Annotated in this window: 11 protein-coding genes; 1 reads left to right on the top strand and 10 read right to left on the bottom strand. The window is 68.9% G+C overall.

Features of this window, described 5'->3' with window-relative positions:
• The first annotated feature begins 5 nt into the window (after positions 1 to 5).
• Positions 6 to 1,970, top strand: coding sequence for a protein-L-isoaspartate(D-aspartate) O-methyltransferase (locus tag H512_RS0111525; RefSeq protein ID WP_036791307.1), 1,965 nt, complete (start codon positions 6 to 8; stop codon positions 1,968 to 1,970).
• Positions 1,971 to 2,058: 88 nt separating this feature from the next.
• Here the strand turns inward: H512_RS0111525 and H512_RS0111520 are convergent, their stop codons facing one another.
• The 10 genes from H512_RS0111520 to H512_RS0111475 form a co-directional block, all read right to left on the bottom strand.
• The gene (locus H512_RS0111520; protein WP_026783585.1) at positions 2,059 to 3,660 is read right to left on the bottom strand and encodes a xylulokinase; all 1,602 of its coding nucleotides are present in this window, start codon (positions 3,658 to 3,660) and stop codon (positions 2,059 to 2,061) included.
• A gap of 430 nt (positions 3,661 to 4,090) precedes the next feature.
• Positions 4,091 to 5,089 carry a GTP 3',8-cyclase MoaA gene (gene moaA, locus H512_RS0111515; RefSeq protein ID WP_026783584.1) on the bottom strand — a complete coding sequence of 333 codons (999 nt, stop codon included), beginning with the start codon at positions 5,087 to 5,089 and terminating at the stop codon, positions 4,091 to 4,093.
• On the bottom strand, positions 5,086 to 6,339 hold the full coding sequence (locus tag H512_RS23650) for a molybdopterin molybdotransferase MoeA (RefSeq protein ID WP_053239780.1): 1,254 nt from the start codon (positions 6,337 to 6,339) through the stop codon (positions 5,086 to 5,088). Before H512_RS23650 ends, moaA begins: the two co-directional genes overlap by 4 nt.
• Before the next feature lies 1 nt (position 6,340).
• A complete protein-coding gene (locus tag H512_RS0111505; protein ID WP_026783583.1) occupies positions 6,341 to 6,625 on the bottom strand; it encodes a hypothetical protein in 285 nt (94 codons plus the stop codon).
• Positions 6,626 to 6,632: 7 nt separating this feature from the next.
• A complete protein-coding gene (locus H512_RS0111500) occupies positions 6,633 to 7,514 on the bottom strand; it encodes a peptidylprolyl isomerase (RefSeq protein WP_026783582.1) in 882 nt (293 codons plus the stop codon).
• A 5-nt stretch (positions 7,515 to 7,519) separates the two neighbouring features.
• Positions 7,520 to 8,257 carry a respiratory nitrate reductase subunit gamma gene (gene narI / locus H512_RS0111495; protein ID WP_026783581.1) on the bottom strand — a complete coding sequence of 246 codons (738 nt, stop codon included), beginning with the start codon at positions 8,255 to 8,257 and terminating at the stop codon, positions 7,520 to 7,522.
• Positions 8,250 to 8,927 carry a nitrate reductase molybdenum cofactor assembly chaperone gene (gene narJ, locus H512_RS0111490; RefSeq protein ID WP_036791304.1) on the bottom strand — a complete coding sequence of 226 codons (678 nt, stop codon included), beginning with the start codon at positions 8,925 to 8,927 and terminating at the stop codon, positions 8,250 to 8,252. Before narJ ends, narI begins: the two co-directional genes overlap by 8 nt.
• The gene (gene narH / locus H512_RS0111485; RefSeq protein ID WP_026783579.1) at positions 8,927 to 10,453 is read right to left on the bottom strand and encodes a nitrate reductase subunit beta; all 1,527 of its coding nucleotides are present in this window, start codon (positions 10,451 to 10,453) and stop codon (positions 8,927 to 8,929) included. The genes narJ and narH overlap by 1 nt, the downstream gene beginning before the upstream one ends.
• A gap of 3 nt (positions 10,454 to 10,456) precedes the next feature.
• On the bottom strand, positions 10,457 to 14,203 hold the full coding sequence (locus H512_RS0111480) for a nitrate reductase subunit alpha (RefSeq protein ID WP_026783578.1): 3,747 nt from the start codon (positions 14,201 to 14,203) through the stop codon (positions 10,457 to 10,459).
• Between the two features lie 20 nt (positions 14,204 to 14,223).
• Positions 14,224 to 16,962 (bottom strand): nitrate/nitrite transporter, encoded by a 2,739-nt coding sequence (locus tag H512_RS0111475; protein WP_026783577.1) that lies wholly within the window; start codon positions 16,960 to 16,962, stop codon positions 14,224 to 14,226.
• Positions 16,963 to 17,039: the final 77 nt, after the last annotated feature.

Genomic DNA, 17,039 nt, shown 5'->3' with positions numbered 1-17,039 from the left:
CGCCGATGTCCGCCGACCTCGCCAAGGACCGACAGCACATGGTGGAGGCCCAGATCGCGCGGCGTGGCGTGCGCGACGCCGCCGTACTCGCCGCCATGGCCGAGGTCCCGCGCGAGGCTTTCGTCATGGCGGGATCCGAGGCGTCCGCCTACGACGACGAACCGCTGCCGATCGGCGAGGGACAGACCATCTCGCAGCCGTATGTCGTGGCGCTGATGATCGCCGCGGCGGCGGTGCAACCAGGCGACCGGGTGCTGGAGGTCGGCGCCGGCTCGGGCTACGCGGCGGCCGTGCTGAGCCGCATCGCCGGCCGGGTGCACGCCATCGAGCGACATGCGCCGCTTGCCATCGCCGCCCGGCGGCGGCTCGCGGCGCTCGGCTACGACAACGTGGAGATCCGGGCCGGCGACGGCAGCCGGGGCTGGCCCGAGGTGGCGCCCTTCGACGTCATCATCGTGTCGGCCGGCGGGCCGCGCGTGCCGGAGGCGCTGAAGCGGCAGCTCGCCGTCGGCGGCCGCCTGGTGATGCCGGTCGGCAGCGAGGAGACGTTGCAGCGCCTCCTGAAGGTGACGCGCCGTAGCGAGACGGATTACGTCTCGGAGGGCCTCGGCGGCGTGCATTTCGTACCGCTGATCGGCGCCGAGGGCTGGCGCGGCGCACCGCCGGCCGTGCCGCGCCTCGCGGACCTGATCGCCACCGCCGCCGAACCGCTGCCGGAGATCGACGACCCGGCCTTCGCCCGGGCGTTCGACCGTTTCGCCGGCCGCCGGTTGGTACTGCTCGGCGAATCGACGCACGGTACCGCCGAGTTCTACCGGGCGCGCGCTGCCATCACCCGCCATCTGATCGAGGAACACGGCTTCAGCCTCGTCGCCGTCGAGGCTGACTGGCCGGATGCCGCCGCCGTCGATCGCTATGTCCGTCATCGGCCGGCCGCCGGCGGCGAGCCGCCATTCCAGCGCTTCCCGACCTGGATGTGGCGCAACGTCGAGGTAGAGGCTTTCGTCGGCTGGCTGCGTCGCCACAACGCGGAGCTGCCGCCGGAGCGGCGGGCCGGCTTCTTCGGCCTCGACATCTACAACCTCTCCGGTTCGATCGCCGCCGTGCTCGACTATCTCGACCGGGTCGATCCGGCGGCGGCCGCCGTGGCCCGCCAGCGCTACGGCTGCCTGACGCCCTGGCAGCGCGATCCTGCCGTCTACGGCCGTGCCGTCCTCACCCAGAGCTACCGCAGTTGCGAGGCGGCCGTGGTCGCCCAGTGCCGCGAACTGCTCGGCCGCCGGCTCGATGCCGCGGCGACCGACGAGGGTGACGGCCTGTTCGACGCCGCCCAGAACGCACAGCTCGTCGCGGCCGGCGAGCATTACTACCGCGCCATGTACTACGGCGGCGCCGAGACCTGGAACCTGCGCGACCGGGCGATGTTCGATACGCTAGAGCGGCTGCTCGATGCGCGTGGCTCCGATGCCAAGGCGGTGGTGTGGGCGCACAATTCGCATATCGGCGATGCCCGCCACACCGACATGGGCGCGCTGCGCGACGAGCTGAACATCGGCCAGCTCTGCCGCGAGCGCTTCGGCGACGCCGTGGCGCTGATCGGCTTCGGCACCCACGCCGGCACCGTCGCCGCCGCCTCGGACTGGGGCGCCCGGATGGCGATCATGCCGGTGCAGCCGTCGGCCGGCGACAGCTTCGAGAGCCTCTGCCACGCGGCCGGGCCGGCACGCTTCCTGCTCGATTTCCACGGCGACGATACGCTGCGCGCCCGTCTGGCGCAGCCGCTGCCACAGCGCTTCATCGGCGTCATCTACCTGCCCGGCAGCGAGCGCCTCAGCCACTACCAGGATGCCGCGCCGTCGCGGCAATTCGACGCCTACGTCTGGTTCGACACGACGACCGCCGTCACGCCGCTCGGACCGGAGCCGCACACGCCGGCCGATGCGGCCGAGACCTATCCGTTCGGCGTCTGACGGGCGGCGGCCGGCAAGAGCCGAGCCGCCGCGCCAGTTTTCCAGCTGCGCTTCGATCCGGGAAGCCTCGCGCGCCCGAGCCGGATGCTTAGCTGATGGCTTCCGCCGCCGCCTTCTCGATCGCCAGCCCCGCCTCATACTGCTTCAGCCACGCGGCATAGCCCGCCACATCGGCCGGATCAGGCTTGGCGACATCGAGCTTGGCGCTGGCGAACACACGCTCCGCCAGATAGTCGCCCAGCCCCTTGCCGGCGCCGCTCCTCAGGTACTCGGCCAGCACGGCGATGCCCCAGGCGCCGCCCTCGCTCGCCGTGTCGCCCACCGTCACCGGCGCGCCGATGGCGGCGGCCAGCAGGCGCTGCGCGACGCCGGCCGTCCGGAACATGCCGCCGTGCGCGAACATCGAATCGAGCTTCACGCCCTCGCCATGCAGCACGTTCATGCCGAGGCTCAGCGTGCCGAAGGCGGCGTAGAGCTGGGTGCGCATGAAGTTGGCCAGCGTCAGGCGGCTGCCGGGGGTACGCACCACCAGCGGACGCCCCTCGGTGAGGCCGGTGATCGGTTCGCCGGCGAGATAGTTGTAGGCGATCAGCCCGCCGCCGTCCGCCTCGCCTTCCAGTGCCGCGGCGAACAGCGCGCCGAACACGGCATTGGCGTCGGCCTTGGCGCCGATGGCCTTGGCGAACTCGGTGAACACCCCCGCCCAGGTGCCAAGCTCGCTGGCGCCGTTGTTGCAGTGGACCATGGCAACGAGATCGCCGGCCGGCGTGGTGACGATGTCCAGTTCCTCGTGCACGGTGGTCAGCGGCTTCTCCAGCACCACCATGGCGAAGATCGAGGTGCCGGCGCTGATGTTGCCGGTGCGCGGGGCGACGGCGTTGGTCGCCACCATGCCGGTGCCGGCATCGCCCTCGGGCGGGCAGACCGGCGCGCCCGGCTGCAGCTTGCCCGTCGGATCGAGCAGCGCGGCGCCTTCGGCGGTCAGCGCGCCCGCATCTTCACCGGCCACCAGAACCTTGGGGAACAGCGCGGCGGCGTCGAGGCCCGGCCGGTGGGCGGCGACCATCTCGCCGAACCGCTTCAGCATCGGCGCGTCATAGTCATGCGTGGCCGCGTCGATCGGAAACATGCCCGAAGCATCGCCGACGCCGATCACCTTCCGGCCCGTCAGACGCCAGTGCACAAAGCCGGCGAGCGTGGTGATGAAGGCGACGTCGGCGACGTGCGGCTCCTTGTCGATCACCGCCTGATAGAGATGCGAGGCCGACCAGCGGAGCGGGAAGTTGAAGCCCAGCGTGCCGGTCAGTTCGGCGGCGGCGCGCTCGGTGTTGGTATTGCGCCAGGTGCGGAAGGGAACCAGCAGCTTGCCGGCCGCGTCGAAGGCGAGATAGCCGTGCATCATCGCCGAGAAACCCAGCGCGCCGATGCGGGTCAGCGGCACGCCGTGGCGCTTCTCGACATCGGCGCGGAGCGCGGCGAAGGCGGCCTGCAGGCCGGCCCAGATTGCCTCTTCGGAATAGGTCCACAGGCGGTCGACGAACTGGTTTTCCCAGCCGTGGCTGCCGGTGGCGATCACCTGATGGTCCGGCCCGACGAGGCAAGCCTTGATGTTGGTGGATCCGAGTTCGATTCCCAGCGATGTCTGGCCGTTGGCGATCGCCTCGGCCATGCTGCTCCCCTCACGCGTCATCGGCTTTCAACTCCCTTGTCTGGTGTCCGCCTGCCGCGGGCTACCGCTATGATCGTTATCCTCACCATACCGCACGCGCCCTGTCGATGAGTAGTCACAGCTATCGCCAAGCTCATGGACAATCCTGCACACCGGCCGCCCGGCAGGACCGGAGAGGCCAGCCAGAGATCGCAAAGCGGGCATCATGCCGGTCTTGCGCCATGCCGAGCGCGTCACCAGAGGGGCGCGACACCTTCCTGGCCTGCCCCGTCGAGCCTGTCGCCGCCCGGCCGAGCCCGGAGATGGCGGCAATCGGCCCCTGGCCGGCCGCCTGATGAGGGGGAGCTTCTCTGCGCGATCGACCGACCGCCTTCGGAACTATCCGGAGGTCCGGCAACGCATTGAATTTGCTGGGTGCGAGTTCAGGCGCCGGAGGCGTCGCGCCTTGCGGTCATCCGCCGAGCGCCGACATATGGCGCCCGAGCGCGGGACGGCGGTCCGGGCCGATGGCGAAGTCGTGCCCCTTCGGCTTGAGGTCTATGGCGCGCTCCAGCGCGGCGTTCAACAGATCGTCGCCTTCCGAGCCGCGCAGGGCCGACCGCAGGTCGGTGTGCTCCTCCTGGCCGAGGCAGGTGTAGAGGACGCCGGTAGCGCTGACGCGGACGCGGTTGCAGCTGTCGCAGAAGTTATGGGTCATCGGCGTGATGAAGCCGAGCCGGCCGCCGGTCTCGGCGACGCGGGCGTAGCGGGCCGGGCCGCCGGATCGTTCGGGCGTGTCGGTCAACGTGAACCGGCGCTCGATGATGCGCCTGAGTTCGGTGAGCGGCAGGTACTGGTCGGTCCGGTCGACGCCGACGTCACCGAGCGGCATGGTCTCGATCAGCGTCAGGTCCATGCCGTGGCCGTGGGCGAAGTCGATGAGGTCGAAGATTTCCGTCTCGGTGATACCCTTGAGCGCCACCGTGTTCAGCTTGACCTTGAGCCCGGCCTCGCGCGCCGCCCTCAGGCCGTCCATCACCGTGCCGAGCACGCCGCGCCGGGTCAGCGCCCGGAAGCGATCGGCATCGAGCGTATCGAGCGACACGTTGACCCGCCCGACGCCGGCCGCCGCCAGGGCGTCGGCATGGCCGGCCAGCTGCGTGCCGTTGGTGGTGAGCGTCAGTTCCCTGACGGCCCCGCTCATGAGGTGGCGGGACAGCGAGCGGAACAGCGTCATGACGCCCTTGCGCACCAGCGGTTCGCCGCCGGTGATCCGGATCTTGCTGACGCCGCGCGCCACGAAGGCCGAGGCCAGCCGATCGAGTTCCTCAAGCGTCAACAGATCCCGCCGCGGCACGAACTGCATGTCCTCGGCCATGCAGTAGACGCACCGGAGGTCGCAGCGGTCGGTCACCGACAGGCGCAGATAGCGGATGGTGCGGCCAAAGCGGTCGGTCAGCGCGCAGGTCACGGCAGCACTCCCTGAAAATCCGGATCGCGGAACGGCAGCACCTCGAGCGGATCGCCCGATTTGAGCGGGACGTCGGCAGGCGGAACGATCGCCACGGCGTCGGCGGCGAGGAGCGGCATCAGGCGGTGCGATCCCGGCTGTCCGGCCGGGCGCGCCACCAGTTGCCCGCTGTCCGTGTCGAGCGCGACCGGAACCAGTTCCGTCCTGTCGCGGCGGCCCTGGCCGGCAAAGCCGGATCGCGCCATAACGGGGGATGCGGCGGGCCGGCCGATCAGCGCGGCGATCATCGGCCGGATGAAGGCCAGGGCGCCAAAAGCGGCCGCCTGCGGGTTACCCGGCAGCCCGACGAAGGCCGCGCGGGCGATCGTGCCGAGGGCCAGCGGCTTGCCCGGCTTCATCGCCACGGAGGGCACGACGATCGCACCGCCGGCGGCGGCCACGGCGGCGCGCACCAGATCGCGGTCGCCGGACGACATGCCGGCCGAGGTGACGACCAGATCGGCGCCGCGGCCGGCGGCGGCGAGTTGCTCCGTCAGGGCATCGCGATCGTCGCCGACCGCCGTTCTCGTCACCTCGACGCCGTTGCCGGCCAGCAGCGCTTTCAGCATCGGTCCGTTGGAATCGTAGACGCCTGCCACGGGCAGCGTCTCGCCGGCGTCGCGCAGTTCGGCGCCGGTGGTCAGCAGGACGACCCGCGCCTTCGCGACCACCTCCACGGCGCCGATGCCCAGCGCGGCGAGCGCGGCGATGTCGGGCCAGGCGAGCCGCCTGCCCTTTTCGAGCAGCACCCCGCCGCGCGCGATGTCCTCGCCTGCCCGGCGGATGTTGTCGCCGGGGCGCACATTGTTCACCGTCACCAGTTCGGCGCCGGCGATCGCCGTTTCCTCGTGCGGAACGACGGTGTCGGCCCCGGCCGGCAGGCCGGCACCGGTCATGATGCGGCGGGCGGTGCCCGGCGTCAGCCGGGCCGGGCGATCGCCGGCCAGCGTGGTACCGTCGACGCGGAGCGGCGCGTCGCCGATATCGGCGAAGCGGACGGCATAGCCGTCCATGGCCGCCTGATCGAAGGCCGGCAGATGGCGCGGCGCGACAATCGTTTCCGCCAGCAGGCGGCCGGAGGCCGAACCGAGCGGCACGCTTTCGCGGCGGTCGATCGGTCCGACGAGGCGCAGGGCTTCCCGGCGGACTGCCTCGAAGGACAGGGCGTTGGCGATGACGGACCGGAAGCCTTCGGCGGCATGGAAGGTCATGTCAGCGCTTCCCTTCGGCCGGCAGGACGGCCTCGACAATGGCGCGCATGGCGGCAAGGCTCGGGTCGGCCGCCCGGTTCATGATGCCGACGAGCTGCACCCACGCGTCGTCGGACGCCGTATCGACGAAGGTGCGCACCGAGACCGCGAGGTAGGCCGAAGGCGTCTGTCCCGCGGCTGCGGCGGCCCGGCCGATCCGCGCCAGCAGGTCGGGCGCGTCGAGGGCGGCGACCAGATCGAGCACGACCTGGGGATCGTCGAGATCGTTGATGAACTTTCCCAGCATGGCGTTCTCACTGGACCAGCGGCAGGGCGGAGCCGGCGATATCGAAGCCGTCGATGTCCGCCCGGCCGATCAATCGGGAAACATATTGGGCGCTCGCCCGCCGCTCGACGCGCTCGCTGAGATAGTCGGCGATGCGATCCCGTACCGCCTCGAAGGGCAGCACCGCGCCGTCGATCCGCCGGTCGAGACGGATCAGATGGACGCCGTAGGGCGTTTCGACCGGCTCCGACAGTTCGCCGGGCGCGAGGGCGGCCAGCGCCGCCTCGAATTCCGGCGTCGTCTCGCCCGGCCCGATCTGCCCGAGCGTGCCGCCGACCTTGGCCGACGGGCAGTCGGAAAGATCGCGAGCGAATTCCTCGAAGCGATGCGGCTGCCGGACGAGCTGTTGGCGCACCGCCGCCGCCTTGTCGCGGGCCGCCGCGAAGGCCGCCGCATCGTCGCCGCGGGCGGCGAGCAGGATGTGGCTGGCCGCGAAGAGAGGCGGCGACGAGAAGCGGCGGCGGTTGTTGTCGTAATAGCGGCGCAGCGTTTGCTCGTCGGCGTCGGGCACCTGCACTTCCGCCGCGACGAGCGCCCTGATCAGCGCATCCTCGTCCGTCTCGCGGCGGCCGTCGGCATCGGTTTCCGGCTCGGCGACGATGCCGAGACGGCGGGCCTCGCCGAGGAGCAGTTCGCGGATGACCAGCGCCACCGCCGCCTTGCGCAGCGCCTCGCCGGCGTCTTCGCCGGGGTGGTTCTGCATCTCCGCGGCGATCGCCTGGCGCTCGATGACAACGCCGTCGACGGTGATCCTCGGAAGATCAGGACGGGAGGCCGTCGGGGCGGTCCGGGCGGGGTCGGCCTGCCCGGAAGGATGCTTGCGGCGGTGATCGACGTCGATGGCGACCATGGGCGTCACTCCCCGGCCGGGCGCGGCAGCGGCCGCCTGGCCACGCCGGGGCGCAGCCGGCGGCGGGTGCGCACCACCTGATAGCCGGTTCGGCCGAGATACCAGATCGGCGCGCTCCAGACGTGAACGAGACGGGTGAACGGGAACACCAGGAAGATGGTGAGGCCGAGCAGGATGTGGGTCTTGAATATCCAGTGGACGTCGGCGAGCTGGGCGGCGGCCGACGGCTGGGCGGTGACGATGCCCTGTGCCCAGCTCATCAGCTTGACCATCTCATGGCCGTCGAGGTTGTGCGCCGACACGAAGATCGACGACAAGCCGAGCGTCAGCTGCGCCCAGAGCAGCAGGAGGATGGCGATATCGGAGAAGCTCGACGTCTTGCGGATGCGCGGGTCGAACAGGCGGCGGTGGGCGAGCAGCCCAATACCGATAAAGCAGGCGACGCCGGCGATGCCGCCGACCGTCATGGCCAGGAGCTGCTTGAAGGTGTGGCTGATGCCGAGCGCGTCGAACACCCAGACCGGCGTCAGCAGGCCGACGAAATGGCCGCCGAAGATGACGAGGATGCCGACGTGGAACAGGTTCGAGCCCCAGAACAGCTGGCGCTTGCGCAGCAGCTGCGAGGAGCCGGTCTTCCAGGTGTATTGCTCGCGATCGAAGCGGATCAGGCTGCCGAGCGCGAACACCGTAAGGCAGACATAGGGGTACCAGCCGAAGAGGGCACTGTTGATGTACTCAGACATGGTTGGTCTCCTCGGCACGCGCATCGCGGCGGGCGGCCCGGATGCGGCTGATGGTGCGGTCGGACGAGCAGCCGGGGGCGGCTTCCGGCCCGAAGGCGACCGGGTCCTCGGCCCAGTCGGCATCGATGTCGGCGGGCTCGGCCAGCTCCGCCGGCTCGGTGCCGGCATCGCCGGCGATGGCAAGCAGCGCCGCGAAGATGCCGGCATAGGCCGAGCGGCGTTCGGACAGCCGCTCGCGCAGCGCGGCGACGATCGGCGCGATGTCGGCGAGGAGCTGACGGGCCTCGGCCAGCGGACGGGTCGAGGCATATTCGAGCAGCAGCGGCAGGTAGTCCGGCAACTCGTTCGCGGTCATGGTCAGGCCGCCACGCTCATAGAGCGCGGCAAGATCGACCATCGCCTGACCACGGTCGCGGCTCTCGCCGTGCACGTGCTCGAAGAGGTTGAGCGTCAGGGTGCGCGAGCGATCGAACAGGCCGACGTAGCGTTCCTGCAACTCGTAGAGGTCGTCGTTGCGCAATTCGGCCAGAAGCGGCCAGAGATCGGCGCGCTCGCGCGCTCCGACGAGGCCGTCATCGACCAGAATGGACCCGATGTCGGCGATGGCCTGGCGCAGGTCGTCGGTCGGATAGGCGAGCAGCGCCGAGAGAGCCCTGAAGGTGTTGGACATCAGATCACCTCCATCGGATTCCGGGCCTTCTTCACCTTGGCGGTGGAGAACAGGTTGGCGTCGCTGTCGCCGCCCGAGCAGCCGTTGCCGAAGGAGAAGCCGCAGGAGCCGCGCAGGCTCTGCGCGTCGTCGTTGATCTCGCGATGGCTGGTGGGGATGACGAAGCGGTCCTCATAGTTGGCGATCGCCATTATCTGGTACATGTCCTCGATGGTCGCCCCGGTGAGGCCGACGCGGGCGGCCAGCGCCTCGTCGGCGAAGCCTTCCACCGTCTTGCCGCGCATGTAGGCCCGCATGGCCAGCATGCGTTCGAGGGCCAGCGTCACCGGCTCCTCCTTGCCGGCGGTCAGGAGGTTGGCGAGATAGCGGACGGGGATGCGCAGGGAACGGACGTCCGGCATGCCGTTGGTCTCGCCGATGCGGCCGGCGGCGGCCGCCGACTGGATGGGCGACAGCGGCGGCACGTACCAGACCATCGGCAGCGTGCGATATTCGGGATGCAGCGGGAAGGCGACCTTCCATTCCATCGCCATCTTCCAGATCGGAGACTGGCGCGCCGCCTCGATCCAGCTGTCGGGAACGCCGTCGGCGCGCGCCTGGGCGATCACCGCGGGGTCCTTCGGATCGAGGAACACCTTCAGTTGCTCCTCGTAGAGGTCCTGCTCGTTCTCGGTCGACGCGGCGGCCTCGATGCGGTCGGCGTCGTAGAGCAGCACGCCGAGATAGCGGATGCGGCCGACGCAGGTTTCCGAACACACCGTCGGCTGGCCGGATTCGATGCGCGGATAGCAGAAGATGCACTTCTCGGATTTGCCCGAGGACCAGTTGTAGTAGATCTTCTTGTAGGGACAGCCGGAGATGCACATGCGCCAGCCGCGGCACTTGTCCTGATCGATCAGGACGATGCCGTCTTCCTCGCGTTTGTAGATCGCCCCCGAGGGACAGGAGGCGACGCAGGCCGGATTGAGGCAGTGCTCGCAGAGGCGCGGCAGGTACATCATGAAGGTGTTTTCAAATTCACCGTAGATGTCCTTCTGGACGCCCTCGAAGTTGACGTCCTTCGAGCGCTTCTCGAACTCGCCGCCGAGGATTTCCTCCCAGTTCGGCCCCCACTCGATCTTCTCCATGCGCTGGCCGGTGATGGCCGAGCGCGGCCGGGCGGTGGGGAAGGCCTTCGACTCCTTTGCGGTGTGCAGGTGCTCGTAGTCGAAGGTGAAGGGCTCGTAGTAGTCGTCGATCTCCGGCAGGTCGGGGTTGGCGAAGATGTTGGCGAGCACCCGCCACTTGGCGCCGATCCTCGGCTCGATGCCGCCGTTTGTCTTGCGGCGCCAGCCGCCGTTCCAGCGCTTCTGGTTCTCCCACTCGCGCGGGTAGCCGATGCCGGGCTTGGTCTCGACGTTGTTGAACCAGGCGTATTCGACGCCTTCGCGGCTGGTCCAGACGTTCTTGCAGGTGACCGAACAGGTGTGGCAGCCGATGCACTTGTCGAGGTTCAGCACCATGGCGATCTGGGCACGGATCTTCATGTCTCAAACCTCCTGAGCAGCCGGGACGCCCGAAGCGGCGAGCGGCTCTTCCAGCCAGTCGACCTTGGACATCTTGCGGATGACGACGAACTCGTCGCGATTGGAACCGACGGTGCCGTAGTAGTTGAAGCCGTAGGACTGCTGGGCGTAGCCGCCGATCATGTGGGTCGGCTTCAGCACGGTGCGGGTGACCGAGTTGTGGATGCCGCCGCGGTTGCCGGTCAGCTCGGAACCGGGCGTGTTCACGATCTTCTCCTGGGCGTGATACATCATCATCATGCCGGGATTGACGCGCTGGGAGACGACGGCGCGGGCCGTCAGCGCCCCGTTGGCGTTGAACACCTCCACCCAGTCGTTGTCGACGATGCCGGCCGAGCGGGCGTCGGTTTCCGATATCCACACCACCGGGCCGCCGCGATTGAGCGTCAGCATCAGAAGGTTGTCGGTGTAGGTGGAGTGGATGCCCCACTTCTGGTGCGGCGTGATGAAGTTGAGGACGATCTCCGTCTCGCCGTTGCTCTTGTGGCCGCCGAGCCGGGCAATCGCCTTCAGGTCGACCGGCGGCTTCCAGGTGACGAAGCTCTCGCCGAAGGCGCGCATCCACAGGTGATCCTGATAGAGCTGCTGCCGGCCGGTCAGCGTCCGCCAGGGGATCAGCTCGTGGACGTTGGTGTAGCCGGCGTTGTAGCAGACCTTCTCGCTCTCGATGCCCGACCAAGTGGGCGAGGAGATGATCTTGCGCGGCTGCGCCTGGATGTCGCGGAAGCGGATCTTCTCGTCTTCCTTCGGCAGGGCGAGGTGGGCGTGCTGGCGGCCGGTGGCCTTGCCGAGCGCTTCCCAGGCCTTCACCGCCACCTCGCCGTTGGTCTCGGGGGCGAGCATCAGCACCACCTCGGTGGCGTCGATGTCGGTGTCGATCTTCGGCAGCCCCCTGGCGGGGCCGTCGCGATGCACGCCGTTGAGCGCACCGAGCGCCTCGACCTCGTGCGCCGTCTTCCAGGCGATGCCCTTGCCGCCGTTGCCGACCTCGGTCATCAGCGGCCCGAGGGCGGTGAAGCGGTCGAAGACGTGCGGGTAGTCGCGCGTGATGACATTCACCGCCGGCATGGTCCGTCCGGGGACGGGGTCGATCTCGCCGCGCTTCCAGTCGGCGACGTCGAAAGCCTGGGCAATCTCGCCGGGGCTGTCGTGCTGGATCGGGGTGAGGACGACGTCCTCCTCGACGCCCAGCACCTCGGGCGCGATGGCCGAGAAGGCCCTGGCGAGGCCCTTGTAGATCTCCCAGTCCGAGCGCGCCTCCCAGGCCGGATCGACCGCCGCCGACAGCGGATGGATGAACGGGTGCATGTCGGAGGTGTTGAGGTCGTTCTTCTCGTACCAGGTGGCGGTCGGCAGCACGATGTCGGAGTAGACGCAGGTGGTCGACATGCGGAAGTCGAGCGTCACCAGGAGGTCGAGCTTTCCTTCCGGCGCCTTGTCGTGCCAGACGACCTCCTTGTTGAGGACCGCGCCCTCGGTGCCGAGATCCTTGCCCATCACGCCGTGCTTGGTGCCGAGCAGGTGCTTCAGGAAATACTCGTGCCCCTTGCCGGACGAGCCCAAGAGGTTCGACCGCCAGACGAACATGTTGCGCGGCCAGTTGGCCGGATCGTCGGGGTCCTCGCAGGAGAGGTCGAGGTCGCCCGACTTCAGCGCCTTGGCGACATAGTCCTTCACCTCCAGGCCAGCCGCCCTGGCGGCGGCGGCGATGCCGAGCGGATTCTGCCTGAGCTGCGGCGCCGACGGCAGCCAGCCCATGCGCTCGGCGCGGACGTTGTAGTCGATGAAGCTGTTCTCCCACTCGCCGCCCGGCGCGGTGGGCGACAGGATCTCGGCCGCCGTCAGGCTTTCGTAGCGCCACTGGTCGGTGTGGGCGTAGAAGAAGGATGTCGAATTCTGCTGGCGCGGCGGACGCGCCCAGTCGAGGCCGAAGGCGAGCGGCGCCCAGCCGGTCTGCGGCCTGAGTTTCTCCTGGCCGACATAGTGCGACCAGCCGCCGCCCGACTGGCCGACGGCGCCGCAGAACACCAGGAGATTGATCACCCCCCGGTAGTTCATGTCCATGTGGTACCAGTGGTTCATGCCGGCGCCGATGATGATCATCGAGCGGCCGCGCGTCTTCTCGGCGTTGTCGGCGAACTCACGGGCGACGGTGACGATGGCGTCGCGCTTGACGCCGGTGATCTTCTCGGCCCAGGCCGGGGTGAACGGTACGTCCTCGTCATAGGTGCGGGCGACGAAATCGCCGCCGAAGCCGCGATCGAGGCCGTAGTTGGCCATCATCAGGTCGTAGACGGTAGCGACCTTCACCCTGGCGCCGCCGGCCGTCTCGATATCGCGGACCGGCACATTGCGCGTCAGGATGTCGCCGTGGCTGGTCGAGACGAAGTGCTCGCTGGCCCGGCCGCCGAAATAGGGGAAGTCGACGGCGGCGATCTGATGGTCTGCATCGGCCAGCGTCAGCTTCAGGCGGGTATCGCGGCCCCGGCCGTCCTTCTCCTCAAGGTTCCAGCGGCCGCTCTCGCCCCAGCGGAAGCCGATCGAACCGAGCGGCGCCACGAGGTCGCCGGTGGTCTCGTCGATCGCCACGGTCTTCCAGTCGGGATTGTTGGCCTCGCCGAGGCCGCCGGGCAGCTCCGAGGCACGCAGCAGGCGCTCCGGGATCAGGCGGCCGTCCTTCTCCTCCATCCGGACGAGGAAGGGCATGTCGGTGTAGCGGCGCGCGTAGTCGTCGAAATACTCGACCCGGCGGTCGAGATGGAACTCGCGCAGGATGACGTGGCCCATGGCCAGCGCCAGCGCCGCGTCGGTGCCCTGCTTGGGGGCGAGCCAGATGTCGGCGAACTTGGTCGCCTCGGCATAGTCGGGGCTGACGACCGCGCTCTTGGTGCCCTTGTAGCGCACCTCGGTGTAGAAATGGGCGTCGGGCGTGCGCGTCTGCGGCACATTGGAGCCCCAGAGGATCAGGAAGCCGGCGTTGTACCAGTCGGCGCTTTCGGGCACGTCGGTCTGCTCGCCCCAGGTCTGCGGCGAGGCCGGCGGCAGGTCGCAGTACCAGTCGTAGAAGGACAGGCAGACGCCGCCGATCAGCGACAGGTAGCGGGCGCCCGCCGCGTACGAGATCATCGACATCGCCGGAATGGGCGAGAAGCCGACGACGCGGTCCGGACCGTGCGCCTTGATGGTGTGGGCGTTGGCGGCGGCGATCAGTTCGTTGACCTCGTCCCAGGTGGCGCGCACCAGCCCGCCGTGGCCGCGGATCGAGGTGTAGGAGCGGCGCTTCTCGGCATCGCCGACGATCGATGCCCAGGCGGCGACCGGCGGCAGGGTCTTGCGCGCCTCGCGCCAGAGGCGAAGCAGGCGGCCGCGCACCATCGGATGCTTCACGCGGGCGCCGGAATAGAGGTACCAGCTATAGGAGGCGCCACGGGCGCAGCCGCGCGGCTCGTGGTTCGGCAGGTCGGGCCGGGTGCGCGGATAGTCGGTCTGCTGCGTCTCCCAGGTGACGATGCCGCCCTTGACGTAGATCTTCCACGAGCAGGAGCCGGTGCAGTTCACGCCGTGCGTGGAGCGGACGATCTTGTCGTGCTGCCAGCGCTTGCGGTAGCCGTCCTCCCAGGAGCGATCCTCGTCGGTGACGATGCCGTGGCCGTCCGAGAAGCTTTCGGTGGACTTCCGGAAGAAGGTCAGGCGATCGAGAAAATGCGACATTGTTCTCGCCTTTCGTGGAATTAGCGGTGGGCCGGGACGGCGGCGGACCGCCGCTGCCGTTCGACGTCGTGGAGCAGGCCGCCGCGGCGGGCATAGACGGCCCAGGTGATCACCAGGCAGGTGACGTAGAAGGCCATGAACGACCACAGGGCCGCCTCGGCACCGCCGGTCAGGGCGATCGAGGTGCCGAAGCCCTTGGGGATGAAGAAGGCGCCGAAGGCGGCGATGGCCGACGTGAAGCCGGTGATGGCCGCCGCTTCCTTCTCGGCCTGACGGCGGCGCGTCTCGGCGTCGGCGTCGGGCATCAGCCGCGCCATCTCGCGGGCGGAGATGGCCGGGATCATCTGGAAGGTCGAGGCATTGCCGACGCCGGTGGCGAAGAACAGCACCAGGAACGAGATGAAGAAGCCCCAGAAGGCGCCCGGCTGATCCTTGATGCCGATGAACCACAGCACGCCGGCCGTGCCGGCCATCATCAGCGCGAACACCCAGACCGTGACGCGAGCGCCGCCCTGCCGGTCGGCCAGCCAGCCGGTTCCCGAGCGCGCGAGAGCGCCGACCAGCGGGCCGAGGAAGGCGTAGGCGAGCGCGTTGACGTCCGGGAACAGCATTTTGGACAGCAGCGGGAAGCCGGCGGAATAGCCGATGAACGAGCCGAAGGTTCCCGTGTAGAGCCAGCACATGATCCAGTTGTGCCGGCGCTCGAAGATCACCGCCTGCTCGGAGAAGGACGCCTTGGCAGAGGCGATGTCGTTCATGCCGAACCACGCGGCGAAGGCCGACAGGACGATGAAGGGCACGAAGAAGAAGCCGGCGTTCTGCAGCCACAGCGGCACCGGGCCGGACGCGCCGGCGACGATGATCGGCTCGCCGCCGAACTTGCCGAACATGCCCATGGTGATGGCCAGCGGCACGACGAACTGAACCACGGAGACGCCGAGGTTGCCGAGGCCGGCGTTGAGCGCCAGCGCGTTGCCCTTCTCCGACCGCGGGAAGAAGAAGGAGATGTTGGCCATCGAGGAGGCGAAGTTGCCGCCGCCGAAGCCGCAGCACAGCGCCAGGAAGAGCAGCACCGCGTAGGGCGTCTCGGGGTTCTGCACGGCATAGCCGATGCCGAGCGCCGGGATGATCAGCGACCAGGTGGTCAGCGTCGTCCAGAGACGGCCGCCGAACACCGGCACCATGAAGGAGTAGAAGATGCGCAAGGTGGCGCCGGACAGGCCGGGCAGCGCCGCCAGCCAGAACAACTGATCGGTGGTGAGGTCGAAGCCGACGAGCGGCAGCTTGCCGACCACCACCGACCACACCTGCCAGATGGCGAAGCTGAGCAGCAGGGCCGGAATCGACAGCCAGAGGTTCCGCCGGGCGATGGGGCGTCCGGTCGACTGCCAGAACGACTTGTCCTCCGGCCGCCAGTCGGTCAGCACGGCCTTGCTCGGGGCAACCGCCGCGACGGGCCGGGGCATGTCCAGCATTTCCGGGAACGGCGGCAGCGCGGCCAGCACGGGACCGGCGGCGGCCCGCTCCATCTGGCGGACGGCGACATGCATCCATATGAGCGACACCGCCACGACGACGAACAGCGCCATGAAGCAGGACGTCCAGAGGCCGGTGAGATCGAGCAGCACGCCGAACAGGATCGGCAGCACGAAGCCGCCGAGACCGCCGATCATGCCGACCAGACCGCCGACCGCGCCGACGTGATTTGGATAATAGACGGGGATGTGCTTGTAGACCGCCGCCTTGCCGAGAGCCATGAAGAAGCCGAGGATGAAGACGGTCACCGTGAAGCCGACCAGCCCCATGCCGAGGTGGAAGCGGATGTCGCCGTGGGCGCCCTGGATCACGTAGTCGGCGGCCGGATAGGACAGGACGAAGGTGGCGACGATCGAGACGAGGAAGGTCCAGTAGAGGACGCGACGGGCGCCGTAGGTGTCGGACAGGTGGCCGCCGTAGGCGCGGAACAGGCTGGCCGGGATCGAGAAGCAGGCGGCGATGACGCCGGCCGTCTCGATATCGAGACCGTAGACGCGCACCAGATATTGCGGCAGCCACAGCGACAGGGCCACGAAGGCGCCGAAGACGAAGAAATAGTAGAGCGAGAAGCGCCAGACCTGCACGTTGCGGAGCGGCGCCAGTTCGAGCAATGCGCTCTTGGGACGCTCACCGGTCAGCCGACGCTGCCGGATGACCGGATCGTCCTTGGTGGTCACCCAGAACAGCACGGCCATCAGCGCCAGCGCCACCGCCCAGACCTCGGCCACCGCCTGCCAGCCGAAGGCGACCAGCACGAACGGCGCCAGCAGCTTGGTGACCGCGGCGCCGACGTTGCCGGCGCCGAATATGCCGAGGGCGATGCCCTGGCGCTCGGGCGGGAAGAAGCGCGACACGTAGGCGACGCCCACCGAGAAGGAGCCGCCGGCGATGCCGACGCCGAGGGCAGCGACAAACACGGTCGGGAAGGTGTGGGCGTAGGACAGCAGGAAGGTGGCGGCGGCCGCCGCCAGCATGTTGAGCGTGAACACCAGCCGGCCGCCGTAGAGATCAGTCCAGATCCCCAGTATGATGCGGATCAGCGATCCGGTGAGAATCGGCGTACCGACCAGAAGGCCGAACTCGGCCTCCGAGAGCTGCAACTCCTCGCGCAGCCGGATGCCGATGATGGCAAAGATCGTCCAAACGGCAAAGCACACCGTAAACGCAACCGTGCTCATGCCAAGGGCGCGCTCCGCGCCTTCCTGCCCTGCGACCTTCATCATAGTCCTCCGACGGCCTGGACGCTTATGTGATCGGGCTAGCTCCTCGCCTCGCCTGCTGTCATTGTGGTCGCGTTGGC

The organism is Pleomorphomonas koreensis DSM 23070 (genome assembly GCF_000425185.1).
Taxonomy (GTDB): domain Bacteria; phylum Pseudomonadota; class Alphaproteobacteria; order Rhizobiales; family Pleomorphomonadaceae; genus Pleomorphomonas; species Pleomorphomonas koreensis.
This window is presented reverse-complemented; position numbering and strand designations above follow the sequence as displayed.

What these genes read in the sequence shown, in the direction of transcription:
- H512_RS0111525 (WP_036791307.1), top strand. Translation starts at nt 6, where the DNA reads ATGTCCGCCGACCTCGCCAAGGACCGACAGCACATGGTGGAGGCCCAG.
- H512_RS0111520 (WP_026783585.1), bottom strand. Translation starts at nt 3,660, where the DNA reads ATGACGCGTGAGGGGAGCAGCATGGCCGAGGCGATCGCCAACGGCCAG.
- H512_RS23650 (WP_053239780.1), bottom strand. Translation starts at nt 6,339, where the DNA reads ATGACCTTCCATGCCGCCGAAGGCTTCCGGTCCGTCATCGCCAACGCC.
- H512_RS0111505 (WP_026783583.1), bottom strand. Translation starts at nt 6,625, where the DNA reads ATGCTGGGAAAGTTCATCAACGATCTCGACGATCCCCAGGTCGTGCTC.
- H512_RS0111500 (WP_026783582.1), bottom strand. Translation starts at nt 7,514, where the DNA reads ATGGTCGCCATCGACGTCGATCACCGCCGCAAGCATCCTTCCGGGCAG.
- narI (WP_026783581.1), bottom strand. Translation starts at nt 8,257, where the DNA reads ATGTCTGAGTACATCAACAGTGCCCTCTTCGGCTGGTACCCCTATGTC.
- narJ (WP_036791304.1), bottom strand. Translation starts at nt 8,927, where the DNA reads ATGTCCAACACCTTCAGGGCTCTCTCGGCGCTGCTCGCCTATCCGACC.
- narH (WP_026783579.1), bottom strand. Translation starts at nt 10,453, where the DNA reads ATGAAGATCCGTGCCCAGATCGCCATGGTGCTGAACCTCGACAAGTGC.
- H512_RS0111480 (WP_026783578.1), bottom strand. Translation starts at nt 14,203, where the DNA reads ATGTCGCATTTTCTCGATCGCCTGACCTTCTTCCGGAAGTCCACCGAA.
- H512_RS0111475 (WP_026783577.1), bottom strand. Translation starts at nt 16,962, where the DNA reads ATGATGAAGGTCGCAGGGCAGGAAGGCGCGGAGCGCGCCCTTGGCATG.